This window comes from Frankia sp. AgB32 (assembly GCF_023243045.1).
GTDB lineage: Bacteria > Actinomycetota > Actinomycetes > Frankiales > Frankiaceae > Frankia.
This window is the reverse complement of the sequence record NZ_JALKFX010000086.1, coordinates 1-18,042: the sequence shown is the minus strand read 5'-3', so window position 1 is coordinate 18,042 and position 18,042 is coordinate 1. Positions and strand designations below refer to the sequence as shown.

The window sequence follows — 18,042 nt, the reverse complement described above, 5'->3', positions numbered from 1 at the left end:
GCGTGGCCGTCGCGCCCTCCCCCGGTCCCGGATCGCGGCCCGAGCAGGCCGTCCCGGCGACCGGGACCAACACGTACCACGGTCCGACCGCGCGGCAGGACGGCGACCACAACACCCAGTACAACTACATCCACAATCCGCCCACCGTCGTCTGGCCAGCCGTGGTGGGGCAGCCTCCGATGCGGGCGTCGGCGTTCCAGCCCAGGCAGAGCCTGCGGGAGCGGGTCGTGGCAGCGCGCGGCCGCGGCGAGGACGTGGTTCTGACTCAACCCATGCCCCGACGCGGCGCCGTGGGTTCGGCCGCGGGGATTCTGGCGGGTGGAGGCGGAGTCGGCAAATCCCAGCTGGCTGCCTGGTTTGCCCACGACGCGATGGACCAGGGCACGGACCTGGTTGTCTGGGTCGCCGCCAGCAGCCCTGAGCAGATCATCACCACCTACGCCCGCGCCGCGGTGCGCGTCGGCGCACCCGGCGCCGTCGGCACCGACCCGACGGCCGACGCCGCGGCGCTGGTGGAATGGCTGCACACCACCGACCGCAGCTGGCTGATCGTCCTTGACGACATCACCGACCCGACCCACCTCACCGGCAGATGGCCACCACACCGCCGCTCTGGCTGGACGCTGGCCACCACCCGCCTGCGCGAAGCCGCCCTGGCCAGCTCGGGCCGCAGTCGGCTGGATGTTGACATGTACACGCCAGCCGAGTCGGCGGCCTACCTGACCACGCGGCTCGCCGAGGCCAACCGAACCCACCTGCTCGACGAGCGCGCCGCCGACCTGGCCACCGCGGTGGGCCACCTGCCACTGGCCCTGTCACACGCCGCCGCCTACCTGATCAACCAGGAGGAGTCCTGCACCACCTACCTGGCCCGCTACACCACCGGCGACGAGCAGCTGACCGACCTGATGCCCGCCGACGCCGACCCCGACGCCTATGGCCGGCCCGTGGCCATCACTCTTCTCCTCGGCCTGGACGCCGCCGACGCCGCCACCCCCGCCGGGCTGGCCCGCCCCGCCCTGGCGTTGGCCGCCCTCTGCGACCCCGACGGCCACCCCGACACGCTGTGGACCACCACCGCCTTCACCGACTACCTGTCGACGCGGCGCGGCGTCGACGCCGGCCACCCTGTCACCGCCGACCAGGCCCGCAAGACACTGCGGCTGCTGGATCGCTACGGCCTGCTCACCCACACCCCCGGGGACGGCGCCCGCGCGGTGCGCGTCCACGCCCTGACCGCCCGCGCCACCCAGGAAGCCACCGCCGACCTGGAACTGTCCAGCCGTGCCGTCGCCAACGCGCTGCTGAACCTGTGGCCTGCCGGCGACCACACCGCCCCAGACCTCGTCGCCGTCCTACGCAGAAACACGGCCACGCTCGCCGCCTCCGCCGGCAAGATCCTTTGGCAGGCCGCCGGCCATCCTTTGCTATACAGGTCTGGCTTCAGCCTGCTGGACGCCGGCTTGCACGCCCCCGCAGTCGCCTATTGGCACCATTTAGCTGCCGACGCCGCCCGGATCCTCGGCGAGGAACACCCGGACACCCTGACCGCCCGCGCAAGCCTCGCCTCCTCCTACTGGCAGGCGGGACGCACCACCGACGCCATCACCATCCAGGAACAGGTCCTCGCCGACGCCGCCCGGATCCTCGGCGAGGAACACCCGCACACCCTCGCGATAGCTGCGGCGTTGCGGATGTGGCGAGCAGAGTCCTAGTCGGTGCGCCGTTGCGGGAAAGTCCGCCCTTGTGTGCCGCCCGGCAAGCTCGTCGCGTCGCCCGCCGCATCACGTCAGCGGGGCGCCGTCCGGGCCGATGGACGTTTCGTCGGGGGCGGAGAGGCTCAGGACGGCGTGGACGACGGCCGGGGAGGCTGTCAGCTTGCTCTCGACGCCGCGTAGACGGAAGGCGACGTCGGGTTCGATCTCGTCGCCGACGAGATCGATGTCGCCGACGACGGTGACCATGCGGGGGCCGACGACCTCGACGCGCAGCTTGGTGACGCGGTCGACTTCGGGCAGGGCGAGCAGGGCGCGGATCGTCGCCTCGCGGACCTGCGGGTCGGCTTCCTGGCCGACGAGGAAGCGGCGGTTGCGGCCGATGAGGACCAGGGCGACGACGCCGAGCAGGACGCCGACGAGGATCGAGCCGAGCGCGTCGAACACGGCCTCGCCGGTGATCTGGTGCAGCGCGAGCCCCAGGGCGGCGATCGCGACGCCGATGAGCGCGGCGGAGTCCTCGGCGAACACGGCCCGCAGCGTCGGGTCCGAGGTTTCCAGGACGTGCTCGATGACGTCGCGGTTCATCGACGCCGCCTCACCCCGGGCCTGCCGCGCGGACTGCAGGAACGAGATGCCCTCCAGCACGAACGACACCGCGAGGACGATGTAGCCGATCAGGTAGTCGCCGCCGGGGTCCTCGGCGAACAGTTCCTGGACGCCGTGGGTGATGGAGACCGCGCCGCCGGCAACGAACAGGCCCATCGCGGCGAACAGCGACCAGACGTACGCCTCCCGGCCGAAGCCGTGCGGATGGGTCGGTTCCGGGGGCCGCCGGGACCGGCGGTTCGCCATCACCAGGAACACCTCGTTGCCGGTGTCGGCCCACGAGTGAGCGGCCTCGGCGACCATCGAGGCCGAGCCGGTGAGCATCGCCGCCGCCGACTTCGCGATCGCGATGACCAGGTTGGCGACGAACGCGATCGCCACGGTCAGGCCGCTCTCGTTCTCCCCGGCGCCACCGTCCTGCTGCAACGGGATCGCCTCGCGCGCCTCCGGCGGCAGGTCGGCGGGATCGGCGACCGGCTCATCCGAGGCAGGTGACGGCGAACGCGGGTCCGGCGTGGGGGGCGGGCTGGGCGGGACGGCGGCCGCCACGGCGGCTGGTCCGCTGGGGCTGGACGCGTCATCCGGGTCGGCGGGCATACCTCTGGACATCGCCCCGGACAACCATCGGTTAAACCGGGCGAAGGACACGTCCCCTGGAAATCACCCATCCACTTTTAGCGCTTGAGACCTTACAGAAAGTGGAAATCTCGGGTATGGCGGCTTCAGTCGCCGTTATTCTTGAGGTGTCCGGTAACTCGGAGCACTCAGCGAGAGAGTCCCGCGATGACCGATACACGTCCGGTACCCCTCCCACTACAGCGAGCCGGGTTCGGTCCGGCCGCCGACCTCGTCCGCATCCGCGACGACGTCGGCGTCAGCCCGGCCGAAACGGCGTACGGTGCCCCGGCGCATCTGGTCAGCCGCTACGCGGACGCGCGGCTCGTGCTCGCCGACACGCGTCGGTTCAGCAGCGAGCAGGACGCCTCCGTCCTGGCCGGCAGACCGCTGAGCGAGGCGGAGCGGCGCTGGATACGCGCCGGCAACCTGCTCATCCAGGATCCCCCGGAGCACACCCGGCTGCGCCGGATGCTCACGCCGGAGTTCACCACGCGGCGGATGAGCCGGCTGGAGCCCCGGCTCGTCCAGATCATCGACGAGGCTCTGGCCGAGATGGAGCGCGCCGGCCGGCCCGCCGAGCTGATCTCGATGTTCATGACGCCGGTGCCGGCACTGGCGCTGTGCGAGCTGCTCGGCGTGCCCTATGCCGACCGGCACGAGTTCCAGGCCCGCAGCGCCCGCCTGTTCGACTCCTCCGCGTCCGTCGAGGAGCGGGTACGCGCCCAGATCGACAACCGGCTGTACATGGTGACGCTGGTCGAACGGGCGACGACGGATCCCGGCGAGGACATCCTCGGCATGCTGGTGCGCGAGCACGGCGACGAGCTCGGCGCCGACGAGCTGTCCGGAATCGCCACGCTGCTGCTGGTCGCCGGGCAGGACTCGACGGCGAGCATGCTCGCGCTCGGCACGCTGGCGCTGCTACGCCATCCCGACCAGCTCGCCCGGGTGCGCGACGACCCGGCGGTGGTCGTGCCGGCCGTCGAGGAGCTGCTGCGGTGGGCGACGATCGTGCCGGTGTCGGCGGCGCGCACCGCGACGACGGAGGTGGAGATCGCCGGTCGGCATCTCCCGGCCGGCGAGCGGGTGGTCGTGTCTCTGCCGGCGGCGAACCGCGACCCGGCGCTCCTCGACGACCCGGACCGTTTCGACATCACCCGCGGGAGCTCCGGCCATCTCGCGTTCGGTCACGGCGCGCACCATTGCCTGGGCGCGCCGCTGGCCAGGATGCTGATGCGCCTGGCGATTCCCGCGTTGCTGCGGCGCCTGCCCGGCCTCGCGCTCACCCTGCCGTTCGAGGAGATCCGCTTCCGCTCGGCGGACCTCGTCTACGGGCCGGTCGAACTTCCCGTCACCTGGTGAGTCAGCGTGGGAGCGGGGCTTCCTGACGCTTCCACCGGGTTCCACGCCCGATTTGTCCCTGACCGCGCGCGGGTGACAGCCGCGCTGGGCGGCGCTGCTCGCGCGAGCCGGTGGGGCCGATCAGCGGCCCGTCGCCGAGGATGCCGGCCGTCCACGCGGACGACCGGCACCGTCGGTGACAGTCCTGGACGAGCGAAAGCCCCGAGCAACAACCGGCCCGAGGACCTCAGTCACAGGTCCCAGTCGTCGTCCTTTCCTTCATCCTTGCCGTGTCCATTCTGGTGACCGTCATCCTTGCGCCGGCAGTCCTTGTCCTTGTCCTTGTCCTTGCCGTCCTTGCCCTTGTCGTCGAACCAGTCCTCGTCGAACCAGTCCTTGTCCTTGTCCTTGTCGTCCTTACTCCATTTACTCTTGTCCCAGTCAGCGTTGGACCAGTTGTTCTTGCCCCAGTCGTCCTTGCCCCACTTGTCCTTGCCCCAACTGTCCTTGCCCCAGTCGTCTCCACCCCAGCTCTGGGCCTGCTTGGCCGTGCTTCCGTCATCGGACGCCCAGGCACTCGAAGCGGCTGGTCCCAGCACGCCGAAAATGGTCGCCGCGCTCGACACCGCGACCACGGCCACGCGCGCCCTCATCAATGTCCGCACTTTTCTCCTCCACGGTTGGAAGAACAGAAAAACCAAGGCCGTGAAAAAGAATATCGGGCTTACCGCGAGCCACAAGTCCAGCCGCTCGTTCGCGACTTATTTGATGATTCTGCCAACATTTTCGCGCGCCCCGGCGGATGACCGGAGAATCACCGGAAAACGTGGGCAGTGCGCTACTCCCGGGCGCCGGTGAGGCGGATCGGCGGTGTCCGGGGCCACCTCGCGGGCCGAGGGCCGGTCCAGCCGGTCGACGAGCCGGCCGTCGCGCAGGAACCGCACCCGGTCGGCGGTGGCCGCCGCGACCCTCATGCGCGCGACTTCTCCGCGGACGGACGCGGGCACACGCTGGCGCCGTGGCGGTACGGCGGCCGGGGGTGCCGGCGGCGAGGCCGGTGGCACTCGGCTACGGTGTGGCTGGTGCGCCGGGAAGTCTGGTCGGCAGCGGGTGACCCGAACCTCCGGTGAGGAGCACCGACGTGACGAACTCTCCGCCTCGCCGGTTCAGGCTGTTCGAACGTAGATCGTGGCCCGAGACGCAGCGGATCGTCGCGATCCTGCGCCGGGAGACAACCGGGGGCGCGCTGCTGCTCGCCGCCGCGGTGCTGGCGCTCGGGTGGGCGAACTCGCCGTGGTCAGGCTCCTACCAGTCGCTGCTTTCGTACCAGCTCGGCCCCTCGTGGGCGCACCTCGACCTCACCCTCGCCCAGTGGGCCGCCGACGGCCTGCTCGCGATCTTCTTCTTCGTCGCCGGGCTGGAACTCAAACGCGAGTTCGTCGCCGGGGACCTGCGCGACCCGCGCCGCGCCGCCGTCCCGGTCCTCGCCGCCGTCGGCGGGGTCGTCGTCCCGGCCGTGCTGTACACGCTGGTCAACCTCGGCGGCGACGGCGCGCACGGCTGGGCGATCCCGACGGCCACCGACATCGCGTTCGCGGTGGCCGTGCTGGCGGTCATCGGCCGGCACCTGCCCACCGCGATGCGGACGTTCCTGCTCACCCTCGCCGTCGTCGACGACCTGCTCGCGATCGTCCTCATCGCCGTCGTCTACACCGACCATCTCTCACCCGGCCCGCTGCTGGGCGCGCTGGTGCCGCTGGCGGTGTTCACGCTGCTGGTGCAGCGCCGGGTGCGGTCGTGGTGGCTGCTGCTGCCGCTGGCGGTCGCCACCTGGGCGCTGGTGCACGCCTCCGGCGTGCACGCCACCGTCGCCGGGGTGCTGCTGGGCTTCGCGGTGCCGGTGCTGCGCAGCGACGGCGCCGGCGGGCCGGAGGCGGGACCGGGGCTGACGGAGCACTTCGAGCACCGGTGGCGGCCGATCTCGGCCGGCGTCGCGGTGCCGGTGTTCGCGTTCTTCTCCGCCGGAGTGACCGTCGGCGGGCTGGACGGCCTGACCGACGCCCTCACCGACCGCGTCGCGATCGGCATCATGCTCGGTCTCGTCATCGGCAAGCCGCTGGGGATCATGGCCTCCACCTGGCTACTGGCCCGGTTCACCCGCGCCACCCTGGCCGAGGGGCTGGTCTGGGTCGACGTCCTCGGACTGGGCACGCTGGGCGGGATCGGTTTCACCGTCTCCCTGCTCATCGGCGAACTGGCCTTCGGTGCCGGCAGCACCCGCGACGGCCACGTCAAGATCGCCGTCCTGACCGGTTCGGTGATCGCCGCGCTGCTGGCCGGCCTCGGTCTGCGGCTGCGCAACCGCGCCTACCGCCGGATACAGGAGGCGGAGGCCGTCGACCGCAACCACGACGGCATCCCCGACGTCTACGAGGACCAGGACTGACATCGATCGTGGTCGATTCCCCGTGGCATGCTGGAACCATGGCGACGACCTCGATGCCCGTTTCCGTCGCGGCCCCGTCCGACCGGTCGGACGGGGCCGGCGCCGACCTGGCCGGCGCGCTCACGGCGTGCTGCACCCCGCTGGCCGCGGCGCCGCTGTCCGCCGGTGAGGCCGAACGGCTCGCCGTCGTCCTCAAGGCCATCGCCGTGCCCGCCCGGCTGCGGCTGCTGTCGATGATCTGCGCCCGCGGCGGCGGCGAGGCCTGCGTCTGCGAACTCACCGAGCCGCTCGGGCTGACCCAGCCGACCGTCAGCCATCACTTGAAGGTCCTCGTCGAGGCCGGCCTGATCAGCCGCGACAAACGCGGTGTCTGGGCGTACTACCGGCCGGTGCCCGGCGCCCTGGCCGCCCTCGGCGCCCTGTTCGGCGGTCCGGGTCAGGCGACCGCCCAAGGTTGATCACGTGCCCGGGACCGGCCGGGGCGGGACGCCGACTGTTCCCAGCCGGCCGCTGTCATCCGGCCCGTCTCGGTGACCCCGCTGCGAGAAGCACGGCGGTCGCACGGCAGAGCGACGGATGTCCGGCGGTCCATCCAGGACGACACGTACTCACAGCAGGGCCAAGGCCACCGGAGGGCAGCCATCGTCACCACCGTGCGCGCCAAGGTCGCCGTCGTCACCGGCGCCGGGTCGGGCATCGGGCGCGCCCTCGCGCTCGGCCTCGCCAGGCGTGGCGCGCGCCTCGCGCTCGCCGACATCGACCCCGCCGGCCTCGCCGAGACCGCCCGCCGAGCCGTCGCCGTCGGCGCCGAGGTGCACACCCGAGAGGTGGACGTCGGCGACCGCGCGGCCGTCGCGACGTACGCGACCGACGTCGCGGCCCACTTCGGCACCGTGCACCAGCTCTACAACAACGCGGGGATCGCCGGCACCGGGGTGAGCTTCCTCGACGCCGAGTGGGCCGTGTTCGAACGGGTCCTGTCGGTGAACCTGTGGGGGGTGCTGCACGCGACCAAGGCGTTCCTGCCGCACCTGATCGACTCCGGCGCCGGCCACCTCGTCAACATCAGCAGCCTCAACGGCCTGATGGCCCAGGCCGAGCTCGGCGCCTACTCGACGTCGAAGTTCGGCGTGCGCGGCTTCACCGAGGCCCTGCGGATGGAGATGGTCGCGGCCGGCCACCCGGTGCGGGTCTGCGTCGTGCATCCGGGCGGGGTGAAGACCAACATCGCCACGGCGACGCTCGCCGAGGCCCAACGCATCGGGCAGGACGTCACCCCGGAGTACCGCGAGCAGGTCCGCGCCTTCAACGAGCAGGCGCTGCGGCTGTCCCCGCAGCGGGCGGCCGACATCATCCTGCGCGGCGTGGAGGCCAACCGGCCGCGCATCCTCGTCGGCGGCGACGCGCGGGTCGCCGACGTGGCCGTGCGCCTGCTCCCGCGGGCCTACCCGTGGCTGATCGGCCAGGCCATGCGGCGCTCCGCCCGCTGAGCGGCCCGCCCCGGCCCCGGGCTACGTCGCGGACTGCCGCTCGTACCCGGCGAGGACCTTGAGCATCTCGTCGTTCTCCGCGGGGGTGCCGATCGAGATCCGCACGGCGCCCGCGAGGACGCCGCCGCGATCCCGGATCTTGATCCCGTGCGCCGCCATCAGCGCGGTCAGGCCGGGGCCGTCGGCGGTCTGGACGAGCAGGAAGTTCGCGTCGCTGGGGAAGACGCGCGTGACGGCCGGGGAGGCGGCGAGCTGGCGGCGGACCCGGTCGCGCTCCGCGACGATCCGGGCGATGTTCGCCCGGCCGTACTCGACCCCCTGCGGCGACATCGCCGCGGTCACCGCACGGATGGCCGACACCGACAGCGAGTAGGGCGCCATGATCCGCCCGAGCACCGCGACGACCTCCGGGTGAGCGAGGGTGATACCGACCCGTTCGCCGGCGAGGCTGAACTCCTTCGACACCGAGCGCACCACCACCAGGTTCGGATGCGCGTCGATCTCGACGGCGAGCGAGGGCTGCCCGGAGTACTCCAGGTACAGCTCGTCGACGACGAGCAGCGCCCGGCCGAGCAGCTCGTCCGCGAGGCGCAGCACGTCCGCGCGGCGCAGCAGGTTGCCGGTGGGGTTGTTCGGCGAGCAGGCGAACACCAGTTTGGTGCCCGGGTTCGCCGCCTGGGCGGCCACGACGGCCTCGACGTCGAGCTCGAAGCTCTCCGCTGTCCGCCCGAGTGGCGCCTGGTGCACGGCCACGTCCTGGATGCACGCTGCGGTCTCGTACATGACGAACGTCGGCGGGGTGATGAGGATGGCGTCCTCGCGGGCCCGGCAGAACGCGCGCACCAGCAGGTCGATCGCCTCGTCCGCGCCGCGGGAGAGGAACAGCCGCGCGCGGGGCACGCCGTAGACCTCGGCGAACCGGTCGAGCAGGGCGCGCGGCTGGGGCTCAGGGTAGCGGTTGTAGCCGACGAGGTCGTCCGTCCCCGGGTAGGGCGGGTAGGGGTTCTCGTTCGCATCGAGATAGATCCGGGCGTCGGCCTTTCCCTCGGTCCGCGCCGAGCTGTACGGCTTCATCGCGTAGATCTCGGGTCGGACCAGGTCGACGATCTCGTTCATGTGGAGCCCTCGTTCATCCAAAATGTCCCTCTCGCGGCTGTTGGCGGCGCCGGACGCTACCACGCCTGCCCGGCAGGCCGGCGGCCCCGCGGATATCGGCCCGCAGCGGAGCGAGCACCCATGGTCGCCGGTCCCGCTGGTTCTGTACTAGTTTCCAAGGCCACACGCGCTTCGCCATGGTTCACCCGACGGGTCACTCCCAGGCACACCGGAGCATCATGATCACTGCGACTCCGCAGGCCGAGCATGCAGGACCTTGAGGCGGGCGACCCGACCACGGTCGGCCCCTACACGCTGCGGGCCCGCCTCGGTGAAGGCGGGATGGGGCGGGTGTTCCTCGCCCACTCCCCGTCGGGGCGCCTGACGGCGGTCAAGCTGATCCGCCCCGAGCTCGCCGGTGACGGCGTCTTCCGGGACCGGTTTCGTCGGGAGGTCACCGCCGCGCGCATGGTCAGCGGCGCGTTCACCGCCCCGGTCGTGGACGCCGACCCGGACGCGACGACCCCGTGGCTGGCCACCCAGTACGTCCCCGGGCCGTCCCTGCACGAGGCGGTCGCGCAGGCCGGCCCGTTCGCCCCCGAGGTCCTTCGCCGCCTCGGCGCCGGCATCCTCGAGGCACTCGTCGCCGTGCACCGGGTGGGCCTGGTGCACCGTGACCTCAAGCCGAGCAACGTCCTGCTCGCCACGGACGGCCCGCGCCTGATCGACTTCGGCATCGCCCGCGCGGCCGACCACACCGAGCTCACCCGCTCCGGTGACATCGTCGGGACCGCCGCGTACATGTCGCCGGAGCAGGCCAACGGCGCGGAGGCCGGCCCGGCCAGCGACGTGTTCGCGGTCGGAGCCGTGCTGGTCTTCGCCGCGACCGGCCGCGGCCCGTTCGGCCGCGGCACCCCCGCCGCCGTGCTGTACCGGGTCGTGCACGGCGAACCGGATCTGGCCGGCGTGCCGGCGGACCTGCACGGCACGCTGCGCTCCTGCCTGGCCAAGGATCCGGACGAGCGCCCCGAGCCGGCGGCGCTGCTCGGCTGGTTCGCCGGCGGCGTTCAGGTCGCCGGCCCCAGCTGGCCGCAGGCCGTCACCCGCCTGCTCGACCTGCGCGCCGCCGAGGTCAACGGCCGCCTCCACGCCCCGCGGCCGACAGCCGTGCTGCCCCCGACCCGGCTACCACCGCATCCCGCGGCCAGCCCGTCCCGACCGGCCCCGCCGCAACCGACGCCGTTCCCGCCCACCCCGTTCCCGCCCGCCCCGGCCCCGCCCACGCCGACCCCGCCCGGCCGGCTCTCGGGATCGCCCGTCACCGGTCCGCCCGGTACCCCGCCGCCGTCCCCCGGCCCGCGGTCCGACCCGTCCCGAACGCCGCTGTCCCAGCCCGAGGACCCGCAGGCCAGCGGTCCCCGGGGTGGACCCCAGCGGCCCTATCCGGTGGCGACGGTGTTCTCCGGCCGTTGGCGGATGTGCCTCGCGGTCGGCCTGGTACTGGCCGTCGGCGGCACTGTCCTGACGGTCTCGTCGGCCGTGGCGCTCGCCGGGGCGCTGCGCGATCTCGCGGACAGTCCAGCCGGCGACACGAGCGCGATGGACCGGATCATCGGCTGCTCCCTGTTCCTCGTCGCCGGCCTTCTCGCGCTGCCCGCCGGGTGGTGGCGCCTGCGGTACGCGCTGCGCCGCCCGACCCTGACCGTCGGCCCGCTCGGCCTGCGCGCGGAGGTCGACGGCAACCAGATCGACCTCGGCTGGCGGCACATCGCCCGCGCCGAGGTCGTCGCGGTGGGCCGCCGCGAGATCCTCGCCGTCTGGCCCGCCGTACCGGGGATGAGCTGGGCCGTGCGAGGCCGCCGCGCCCGGCGACGCCCACGCGGGCGCCACCGCTGTCTCTGGCACAACTTCGCCCTGGGCTGCGACATGATCATGGATATGTCGCTCCTGGACGGCAGCCCCACCCAGGAGGTGACCGCCGCGCTCAGCGCGATCCCGCACCTTCCCCCGCTGCCAGGTCCACCCTTCCCGCCACCTCCGTCGTTCGGCGACCACCGGCGACGGTGGTAGTGGGCACCGTCGGCGCCCCGCGGCCCGGCCCAGGTCACGGCACCGCGCGAGATCAGGCTCCCGGCCGGCGCAGCGCGGCGGGGGCGACGACCTCGTCGAGCAGCCAGACGGGACGGTCGGGCTCGGCCGGGTCGCGGCCGAACCACGAGACGGCGACGGACGTGTCGTCGATCAGCGCCGCGGCCTGCGGCGGCAGCCACAGGTGCTCGGGGGCGCCGCCCTCGCCGAGGCGCTGGGCGGTGATCGAGGTGACCGCGGCCCGCACCGGTTCGAGGGCGGCGAGCAGCCGCAGCAGCGCCGTCCACACCGCGTCCGGGTCCGGCAGGGCCGCGACGACGGGCTCCACCGCGGACAGGTAGAGGTTGCCCTCCCGGGCCACCAGCTGCCAGATCAGGAACGTCGCCAGCCCCATCGTCCGTTCCAGCACCTCGTCGCGGTCGGCGCCGGGCATCCGCGGCAGGAAACTGTCCCCGGTCAGGCGGATGTCGGCGCGGTCGCGGCCCTTCGGCACCCAGGTGACCTCGTTGGCGGGCACGACGGCGCCGGCCGTGGGCACCAGATCGTCGCGGGTGACGCCCGTCAGCTCCAGGGCGGCGTGGTGGACCCGCCCGGTGCGGTGCGGGGCGAGATGGCGAAGGCCCTGGTGGGAATGACCGACGTAGGGCCGGGCCATCACCTCGAGGCCACCGGCGATCTCCCGCTGCGGCTGGGAGTAGTTCAGTCGCGCGCACTCCATCCACAGCCGCAGCAGCGGATGGCGCGCCGGGCCGAGGATCAGGTCGTTGCTGACACCGGCCGGCAGGACGTTGAGGGTGCACGCCACCGGCGCCGCGGCGACAGCCGCGAACAGTCCCGGCAGCGACGCCGGCTCCGCGCCGCCCGGCGGCCCCGCGTCGAAGCGGATGTCACCGTCGATGTAGAGGCCGCCGAAGGTGTGCACGAGCTCGACCCGCAGGTGGTCGGTGGCGCTGGTGTAGCCGCGCGGACGCTGCTTGGCCATCTCCAGCACGTACTGCGGGTGCAGGTACAGCGGATGGCCGGCGTGGAACACCTCGTGCACGTTGACCAGCGCCACCCCGCTGTCCCGCGCCCAGGTGACCAGCGGGCGCACATCGGCCAGCCGGTCATCCGCCGGGCCCTCGGCGGGCGGCGGGGCCGGGCGCGACCGCGGTTCCAGCTCGGCGAGCACGGCGGCGGCGCGGGCGCGCGGGATGTCCGTCCACAGCACGACGGTCGCCTCGGGGAAACGGCGGGCCGCCGCGGCGTAGTGCTCGCGAAACGCCGTGACCACCGGCATCGGCTGGCCCAACCAGATGCCGTGGACGACGAAGGGGATCTCGACCGTCTCCCCCAGCGTCGGCGCCCCGGCACCCGCGGGTTGCCCCCACCCGCGGTCCCCGGGCGCACGGCGGGCGCGGAAAACCGTGGCGTGCTCGGCGTCCAGGGCCGTCGCCGTCAGCTCCTCGGGGCTCGGCGCCGGCCGGGTGAGGCTGATGCGGCGCAGCAGCGGACCGACGTGCTCCGGCCGCAGCCGCGCGAACTCCATGCCGCCGACGAACCCCGGGGCCGGGGGCAGCCGTCGCAGCCCGAACAGGTCGGCGCCGAGCCAGCCGGCGAGCGCACGTTCCCCGTCCTCGGTGTGGAGCCGGTCACCGAGCAGCCGCCGCAGCCAGGCCAGCAGGCCGGCCTCGGGCATCGGATGGACCCAGCGCGGCGGGTCCGGGACGCCGGCCCGCCACATCCGCTCGAACAACGCCAGCCCAGCCCGCAGGCTGTCCTGCCGCCCACCGGACCCGACCACATCGGTTGGCACACCGCATGATCCCACGGCCGGCCCCTCGGCCCGGCCCAAGGCCAGCCGGCAGCCCACCACCGCACCTCCGGTCACCGCACCTCCGGTCACCGCACCCCCCAGGCGCCGGGGGCCGGGACGCGGCGACGCCCCGGTCACCATGGGTCGGGCGGCCGGGGCGTCGCGGGAGTGGCCGGGTGGGTCAGGCGTCGGCTACCCGGCGCAGGATGTTGCGGTCGGTATGGATGACCGGCTCGGCCGGGACGCGGCCGTGGGTGATGACGGTCTTCTCGTCGTAGCCCCAGCTGCCATCGGGGTAGACGGTGATCGCCACCTCGTACAGGGTGGTGTTCGCCGCCTTGGCCAGGTAGGGGTTGGACAGGATGCCGTAGGTGGTGGAGCCCAGCTCGGCGCGCATGGTGTAGCTGGTCGCGTCGACCGTGGTCTCGCCGCCGGCGATGAGGGTCTGCCCGCGGGGCACCATGAACGAGCGCATCACGTGCCCGAGCTCAGGGTCCCACAGCCAGTAGCCGACCTCGGTGTGGAACGGGTTCTCCTCCTTGACCTCGGTGCGCCAGGCGGCCATCCGGTAGTCCAGGCCCCACAGGTGCTGGGAGCCGTTGTCGACGGGCCCGAACGGCTTGAGGCTGACCTTCTCCCGGTAGGGAGTGGTGATCATCGAGCCTTCGACGTTACCGAAGGCGATGTCGACGCCCTGGGCGCCTTCCCACTCGCCGGCCAGGGCCGCGAGCGGGCCCCACTCGGAACCAACCTTCTCGGTCAACGCCGGATCCTCCTTGCAGTGACGGACAAACTCCTGCGACGACACCCAACAGCAACGGCGGTCGTCTGACGATGGTCAGCACCGAAAGGTGCGAGGAACGGAACGAAGGTCACATCACGTGCCGGCGGGCCGGCGTCCGTGCCGCGGGACGCCCCGCGCCGCAGGGCGACGCGTGCCGTCCCGCCGCCGGCGCCGGCCCGCCGGTCGCAGCCGCGCACCGGCGCCGCGGGCAGGTCCCGCCGGTCACCGGTGCGCCCCGCCACGCGGCTGGGTCAGGCCGGCGTGGCGGGCGTTCGGGGCGCCGCGGCCTCGTGCTCGTAGGTCGCCCAGCGCTCGGTGATGTCGCGCTGCGCGAGCTCCTCAAGCTCGGTGACCGCGTCGGGGGCAACCGCGCCGAGACGGGTGAAGCGGGTCTCGGTCGCGGCGAACTCGGAGAACGGCATCGACGGCTTGCGCGAGTCCAGCGAGAACGGGGTCTGTTCGCGCGGGTCGACCCGGTACAGCGGCCAGTAGCCGGACTTCACCGCGGCCTTCTGGTGGTCCAGGCCGTCGGTCATGTCGATGCCGTGGGCGATGCAGTGGCTGTAGGCGACGATCAGCGACGGGCCGTTCCAGCTCGCCGCCTCGTGGAAGGCGCGCACCGTGTGCCGGTCGTTGGAACCGAGGGCGACCTGGGCGACGTAGACGTCGCCGTAGGCGGCGGCGATGAGGCCGAGGTCCTTCTTGCGGGTCCGCTTGCCGCCGCCGGCGAACTTCGCGACGGCGCCGCGCGGGGTGGACTTCGACGCCTGGCCGCCGGTGTTCGAGTACACCTCGGTGTCCAGCACCAGGATGTTGACGTTGCGACCGGACGCGAGGACGTGGTCGAGCCCGCCGAAGCCGATGTCGTAGGCCCAGCCGTCACCGCCGACGATCCACACGGCCTTCTCGACGAGGTTGTCGACGAGGGGGTCCAGGCGCCGGTTGTGCTCGGGGGCGACGGCGAGGCGCCGGCGCAGCTCCGCGACCCGGGCGCGCTGCGCGGCGATGCCGGCGTCGTCGCTCTGGTCGGCGCCGAGCAGCTCGTCGACGAGGCTGTCGCCGACGAGCGGCGCGGCCTCGCGCAGCAGGCGGCGGGCCTCGTTCTGCTGGCTGTCCAGGGCGAGGCGCATGCCGAGACCGAACTCGGCGTTGTCCTCGAACAGCGAGTTCGCCCAGGCCGGGCCGCGACCGTCGGCGTCGGCGGTCCACGGGGTCGTCGGCAGGTTACCGCCGAAGATCGACGAGCAGCCGGTGGCGTTCGCGACGAGGATCCGGTCGCCGAAGAGCTGGCTGAGCAGCTTCAGGTACGGCGACTCGCCGCAGCCGGAGCAGGCGCCGGAGAACTCGAACAGCGGCCGGCGCAGCTGGGAGCCGCGGACGTCGGTGGCGGCGACGAGCGTCGGGTCGATCGCCGGCAGCGTCTCGTGGAACGCCCAGCCGGCCCGCTCCTCCTCCATCCGCGGCGCGGCGTCGACCATGTCGAGCGCCTTGTGCTCCTTGTTGTTCTTGTCCGTCGCGGGGCAGACCTTGGCGCACAGGGTGCAGCCGGTGCAGTCGTCCGGGGCGACCTGGATGGTCACCCGCAGCCCGGCGAGGTCCTTCTCCCGCGGCTCACGGGACTTGAAGGTGGCCGGGGCGTCGGCGAGCAGCGCCGGGTCGAACGCGGTCATCCGGATCGCGGCATGCGGGCAGACCAGGGTGCACCTGCCGCAGTTGATGCACAGGTCGGCGTCCCAGACGGGCAGCTCGCGGGCGATGCCGCGCTTCTCGTACCGGGCCGTGCCGACGGGGAAGGTGCCGTCGACGGGCAGCGCGCTGACGGGCAGCAGCTCCCCCTCGCCGGCCATGATCCGCGCGGTGACCTCCTTGACGAACACCGGCGCGTCCGCGGCCAGCGGCCTGCCCGCCCGCGTGCCGACCGAGCGCCCGCGCAGGTCGACCTCGGCGAGCGCGCCGAGGGAGGCGTCGACGGCGGCGTAGTTGCGGGCCAGCACCTTCTCGCCGCGCTTGCCCTGGGCGACACGGATCGCGTCCTTCACGGCGGCCACGGCACGGTCCGCCGGCAGCAGCCCGGACAGGCTCACGTAGCAGGTCTGCAGGACGGGGCTGACGATGCCGGCGAGGCCGGCGTCGCGGGAGACCCGGTCGGCGTCGACGACGAACAGCCGGGCCCGGCGCGCCAGCAGGTGGCGCTGCGCGTTCGCCGGCAGGTGCTCCCAGACCTCGTCCGCCGAGTACGGGCTGTTGATCAGGACGGTGGCGCCCTCGGCGGCGACGGCGAGGACGTCGACCCGGTCGAGCAGGGAGAACTGGTGGCAGCCGACGTAGTCGGCGTCGCGGATGAGCCACGGGGCGTCCACCGGGCGCGGGGACAGCCGCAGGTGCGAGACCGTCATCGAGCCCGACTTCTTCGAGTCGAACACGAAGTAGGCCTGGGCGTGCAGCGGGGTGTGGTCGGAGGCGATGCCGGCGGTGGCCCGCGTCGAACCGACGGTGCCGTCGCTGCCGAGGCCGTAGAACACTGCGCGGCGCACGTCGTCGGCCTCGGGGAAGCCGGCGTCGTCGACGGTGAGCGACAGGTTCGTGAGGTCGTCGGCGATGCCGACGGTGACCTGCCGGCGCGGCTTCGGGCCCACCAGCTCGGCGAGGACCGCCGCGGCCATCGCCGGGGTGAACTCCTTCGACGCCAGGCCGTAGCGGGCGCCGATGACGCGGGGCATGTTGCGCCGGCCCTCGACGACGTCGGCCTGCTCGGCGAGGGCGGCGAGGACGTCGAGGCGCAGCGGCTCGCCGGCGGCGCCGGGCTCCTTCGTGCGGTCGAGGACGGCGATCGCCTGCACGGTCGCGGGCAGGACGGAGAGGAACGCGTCGGTGTCGAACGGCCGGTAGAGCCGGACCTGGACGTAGCCGACCTTCTCGCCGCGGGCGACGAGCTGGTCGACGGCGTCGCGCACCGCGGAGCGGCCCGAGCCCATGATGACGATGACCCGCTCGGCCTCCGGGTGGCCGTGGTACTCGAAGATCCGGTAGTGCCGGCCGGTGGCCGCGCCGAGGCGCTCCATCGCCCGCGCCACGATGGCGGGCAGCGCGTCGTAGTAGGCGTTCGCGGCCTCGCGGGCCTGGAAGAAGGTGTCGGGGTCCTGCGTGGTGCCGCGGATGACGGGGTGGTCCGGGGACAGCGCGCGGGCGCGGTGCGCCTCGACGAGCTCGTCGGCGAACAGGTCACGCAGCGTCGCGTCGTCGATCTCGGTGACTTCGTTGAACTCGTGCGAGGTGCGGAAGCCGTCGAAGAAGTGCAGGAACGGGACGCGGGATTCCAGCGTGGCCGCGTGGGCGACCGCGGCGAGGTCGTGGGCCTCCTGCGGGGAGGCGGAGGACAGCATGGCGAAACCGGTGGATCGGGCGGCCATCACGTCGCTGTGGTCACCGAAGATGGACAGCGCGTGCGTCGCGATCGTACGCGCGGCGACGTGCAGGACCGTCGGCGTCAGCTCACCGGCGATCTTGAACATGTTCGGCAACATCAGCAGCAGGCCCTGCGAGGCGGTGAACGTCGTCGACAGGGCGCCGGCCTGCAGTGCGCCGTGCACCGCTCCGGCGGCGCCGCCCTCGCTCTGGAGCTGGACGACGTCCGGCACCGCGCCCCAGAGGTTCGTGCGTCCCTTCGCCGCCCAGGCGTCGGCGAGCTCCCCCATCGCCGAGGCCGGCGTGATGGGGTAGATCGCGATCACCTCGCTCGCCCGGAAGGCCACCGACGTGGCGGCCTCATTTCCATCGATCGTCTTCTGACCCATGCTGTCCAGCGTCGGCCGCCGAAGCGCCGATAGGGCAGGACTTCCGTCCCTCGTCGGGGGCCGGAATGTACCGATATATCTTGCTGATCGCGGGTACTCCGAGCCTCTCGCCGTCGGGTAGCGCCCCCATCGCCACAGCTCAGCCATTTGTGACGACGACCGCAGCCACACGCCGCCGCCGTCGCTCGCGCCGCCGCCCCGCCCCGCCGCCGCCGCCGTCGCCCCGCCCCGCCGCCGTCGCCCCGCCCCGCCGCCGTCGCCCCGCCC

12 protein-coding genes are annotated in these 18,042 nt (G+C 73.0%); 6 read left to right on the top strand and 6 right to left on the bottom strand.

All coding sequences use genetic code 11. The features are described 5' to 3' along the window. The first annotated feature begins 2 nt into the window (after positions 1–2). Positions 3–1,715, top strand: coding sequence for a tetratricopeptide repeat protein (locus tag MXD60_RS20785; RefSeq protein WP_248821008.1), 1,713 nt, complete (start codon positions 3–5; stop codon positions 1,713–1,715). A 69-nt stretch (positions 1,716–1,784) separates the two neighbouring features. Here MXD60_RS20785 and MXD60_RS20780 read toward each other — a convergent pair whose 3' ends face one another. Continuing rightward, on the bottom strand, positions 1,785–2,933 hold the full coding sequence (locus MXD60_RS20780) for a cation diffusion facilitator family transporter (RefSeq protein ID WP_248821007.1): 1,149 nt from the start codon (positions 2,931–2,933) through the stop codon (positions 1,785–1,787). A 174-nt stretch (positions 2,934–3,107) separates the two neighbouring features. On the opposite strand from MXD60_RS20780, the gene MXD60_RS20775 reads away from it, so the two are divergent. Further along, positions 3,108–4,304: a cytochrome P450 gene (locus tag MXD60_RS20775; protein ID WP_248821006.1), complete on the top strand. Its 1,197-nt coding sequence runs from the start codon at positions 3,108–3,110 to the stop codon at positions 4,302–4,304. Positions 4,305–4,534: 230 nt separating this feature from the next. On the opposite strand, the gene MXD60_RS20770 is transcribed toward MXD60_RS20775, so the two are convergent. Further along, complete coding sequence (locus MXD60_RS20770; RefSeq protein WP_248821005.1) at positions 4,535–4,924, bottom strand: peptidylprolyl isomerase; 390 nt, start codon at positions 4,922–4,924, stop codon at positions 4,535–4,537. Positions 4,925–5,424: 500 nt separating this feature from the next. On the opposite strand from MXD60_RS20770, the gene nhaA reads away from it, so the two are divergent. The 3 genes from nhaA (at position 5,425) to MXD60_RS20755 (ending at position 8,219) form a co-directional block, all read left to right on the top strand. Beyond that, positions 5,425–6,729: a Na+/H+ antiporter NhaA gene (gene nhaA, locus MXD60_RS20765; RefSeq protein WP_248821004.1), complete on the top strand. Its 1,305-nt coding sequence runs from the start codon at positions 5,425–5,427 to the stop codon at positions 6,727–6,729. 38 nt (positions 6,730–6,767) lie between these two features. Next, positions 6,768–7,187 (top strand): ArsR/SmtB family transcription factor, encoded by a 420-nt coding sequence (locus tag MXD60_RS20760; protein WP_248821003.1) that lies wholly within the window; start codon positions 6,768–6,770, stop codon positions 7,185–7,187. Positions 7,188–7,382: 195 nt separating this feature from the next. After that, positions 7,383–8,219: an SDR family NAD(P)-dependent oxidoreductase gene (locus MXD60_RS20755; RefSeq protein WP_248821002.1), complete on the top strand. Its 837-nt coding sequence runs from the start codon at positions 7,383–7,385 to the stop codon at positions 8,217–8,219. 21 nt (positions 8,220–8,240) lie between these two features. Here the strand turns inward: MXD60_RS20755 and hisC are convergent, their stop codons facing one another. Continuing rightward, positions 8,241–9,335, bottom strand: coding sequence for a histidinol-phosphate transaminase (hisC, locus tag MXD60_RS20750; RefSeq protein WP_248821001.1), 1,095 nt, complete (start codon positions 9,333–9,335; stop codon positions 8,241–8,243). A 246-nt stretch (positions 9,336–9,581) separates the two neighbouring features. Here hisC and MXD60_RS20745 point away from each other — a divergent pair, with 246 nt between their 5' ends. Further along, positions 9,582–11,384 (top strand): serine/threonine-protein kinase, encoded by a 1,803-nt coding sequence (locus tag MXD60_RS20745; RefSeq protein WP_248821000.1) that lies wholly within the window; start codon positions 9,582–9,584, stop codon positions 11,382–11,384. A gap of 52 nt (positions 11,385–11,436) precedes the next feature. Here the strand turns inward: MXD60_RS20745 and MXD60_RS20740 are convergent, their stop codons facing one another. The 3 genes from MXD60_RS20740 to nifJ all read right to left on the bottom strand — a co-directional run bounded on the left by MXD60_RS20740 (position 11,437) and on the right by nifJ (position 17,775). After that, positions 11,437–13,197, bottom strand: coding sequence for a hypothetical protein (locus tag MXD60_RS20740; RefSeq protein WP_248820999.1), 1,761 nt, complete (start codon positions 13,195–13,197; stop codon positions 11,437–11,439). A 181-nt stretch (positions 13,198–13,378) separates the two neighbouring features. Beyond that, the gene (locus MXD60_RS20735; protein WP_248820998.1) at positions 13,379–13,960 is read right to left on the bottom strand and encodes a heme-binding beta-barrel domain-containing protein; all 582 of its coding nucleotides are present in this window, start codon (positions 13,958–13,960) and stop codon (positions 13,379–13,381) included. Between the two features lie 272 nt (positions 13,961–14,232). Then, a complete protein-coding gene (gene nifJ / locus MXD60_RS20730; protein WP_248820997.1) occupies positions 14,233–17,775 on the bottom strand; it encodes a pyruvate:ferredoxin (flavodoxin) oxidoreductase in 3,543 nt (1,180 codons plus the stop codon). Positions 17,776–18,042 lie beyond the last annotated feature (267 nt).

Bases quoted from the DNA above. Each gene is read 5' to 3' on its own strand.
- MXD60_RS20780 (WP_248821007.1), bottom strand. From the start codon at position 2,933: ATGTCCAGAGGTATGCCCGCCGACCCGGATGACGCGTCCAGCCCCAGC.
- MXD60_RS20775 (WP_248821006.1), top strand. From the start codon at position 3,108: ATGACCGATACACGTCCGGTACCCCTCCCACTACAGCGAGCCGGGTTC.
- MXD60_RS20760 (WP_248821003.1), top strand. From the start codon at position 6,768: ATGGCGACGACCTCGATGCCCGTTTCCGTCGCGGCCCCGTCCGACCGG.
- hisC (WP_248821001.1), bottom strand. From the start codon at position 9,335: ATGAACGAGATCGTCGACCTGGTCCGACCCGAGATCTACGCGATGAAG.
- MXD60_RS20745 (WP_248821000.1), top strand. From the start codon at position 9,582: ATGCAGGACCTTGAGGCGGGCGACCCGACCACGGTCGGCCCCTACACG.
- nifJ (WP_248820997.1), bottom strand. From the start codon at position 17,775: ATGGGTCAGAAGACGATCGATGGAAATGAGGCCGCCACGTCGGTGGCC.